This window comes from Burkholderia sp. RF4-BP95, assembly GCF_001521985.1.
GTDB classification, from domain to species: Bacteria; Pseudomonadota; Gammaproteobacteria; order Burkholderiales; family Burkholderiaceae; genus Burkholderia; species Burkholderia diffusa.
This window is the reverse complement of record NZ_LOSX01000012.1, coordinates 1-1,611: the sequence shown is the minus strand read 5'-3', so window position 1 is coordinate 1,611 and position 1,611 is coordinate 1. Positions and strand designations below refer to the sequence as shown.

General features: G+C 62.7%; 2 protein-coding genes. Both read right to left on the bottom strand.

The genetic code is table 11. The annotated features are described in order from the left end of the window. On the bottom strand, nt 1-1,136 hold a 1,136-nt coding region (locus WS46_RS03890; RefSeq protein WP_059689365.1), incomplete at its 3' end, for a PAS domain-containing methyl-accepting chemotaxis protein. 188 nt (nt 1,137-1,324) lie between these two features. Continuing rightward, nucleotides 1,325-1,611, bottom strand: a 287-nt coding sequence (locus WS46_RS36195) for a hypothetical protein (protein WP_218921318.1), incomplete at its 5' end; no start/stop codon positions are given.

The following is a 1,611-nucleotide window of genomic DNA, read 5'->3' as shown; positions in this document are numbered from 1 at the left end:
TTCAGCGCGAGGATGTTGGTCTGAAACGCGATGCCGTCGATCACGCCGATGATGTCGGAAATCTTGCGCGAACTCGCCGTGATGTCGTTCATCGTCGTCACGACCTCGCTCACCGCCTGCCCGCCGCGCTCGGCCGCCTCGCTCGCGGAAACCGACAACTGGTTCGCCTGCAGCGCCGTCTCCGCGTTGCTCGACACAGTGGCCGTCATCTCGGCCATCGACGCGGCCGTCTGCTGCACGCTGGTCGACGCCTGCTCGGTGCGCGCGCTCAGGTCGTTGTTGCCTTGCGCGATCTCGTTGCTCGCGCGCTGCACGTTGTGCACCTGCTCGCTGACGTCGTCGACGAGCCAGCGGAACATCAGCCCGAGCTGGTTGATCGTGCGCAGCGTCATGCCGATCTCGTCGACGCGGTTCATCGCCACGCCGGTGCGGCTCTCGCCGGTCGCGACGCGCAACGCCTGGTCACGCAGTTGCATCAGCGGACGCGCGATCTGCGCATCGAGCCACAGGCCGGCGGCCACCGACACGCCGGCCGTCGCGGCGCCGAACGCCGCGAGCCCGCCGCCGGTCAGCCCGCATGCCCAGCCCGCGCCGACGACGGCCGGCGCCAGCACGCACAGCGTCGAATGCAAACGCGCGCGCACCGACATCGTCTGGAACAGCGACGCGACGCGCATCAGCCCGGTCCGGACGATCAATCCCTTGTGGAAACGGCGATTGCCGGCCTTGCCTTCGCGGAACGCGCGATACAGCGCGTCGGCCGCCGCGATCTCGTCGCGCGTCGCCTTGGTGCGCACCGACATGTAGCCGGTCGGCTGCCCGTTGCGCATCACCGGCACCGTATTCGAACGAACCCAGTAGTGATCGCCGTTCTTGCGACGATTCTTTACCAGTGCGGTCCATGGTTCGCCGTTCTTCAGCGTCGCCCACATGTCGGCGAACGCCTCCTTCGGCATATCAGGGTGCCGCACGACGTTGTGCGGCTGGCCTTCGATTTCCTCGGGGGAAAATCCGCTGACCTGAATGAACGCGGCATTCGCGTATTTGATGTAACTGTCCGCGTCGGTGGTCGACATCAGCGTCGCGTCATCGGGGAATTCGAATTCGCGTTGCGTGACAGGCTGGTTATTGCGCATGGTGTGGAGTTCCCGGTTGCGAATCTTGTGTCCGCTTGTGGATTGGATCGAGACCGTACGCATCGCGGCTGTCCCGCACGCGTTCGGTCACACTCCTGCGCTTTCGGCAAATCCGGCGAAAACATTATGCCGGCTCCGGGTAAATATGCATTAATTTCGCATCATCTTGATTCAGCCGAAAACTTTGTTTATACGTGAATCAAAAAACCCGTTTTATCAAGTACTTGGGCGTCAATTGTCTGACCAATGGAAACATTTCCTCCGCCTGGATTAGCGAATAAATCCGGGTTCGGAAATGAGAATCCCTCTCGTTCGATACATTCGAATCGAATCGGAAAGCCGGGATTTAACCGGCTCGCCGCGACGGAACGCGCGGACGCGCGCCCCCCGCCGATTATCGAAACACGTTCACCGCATCGACGAGCCGCGTCGCCTGCTGCTTCAGGCTTTCCGACGCCGCCGCGCTCTGCTCGAC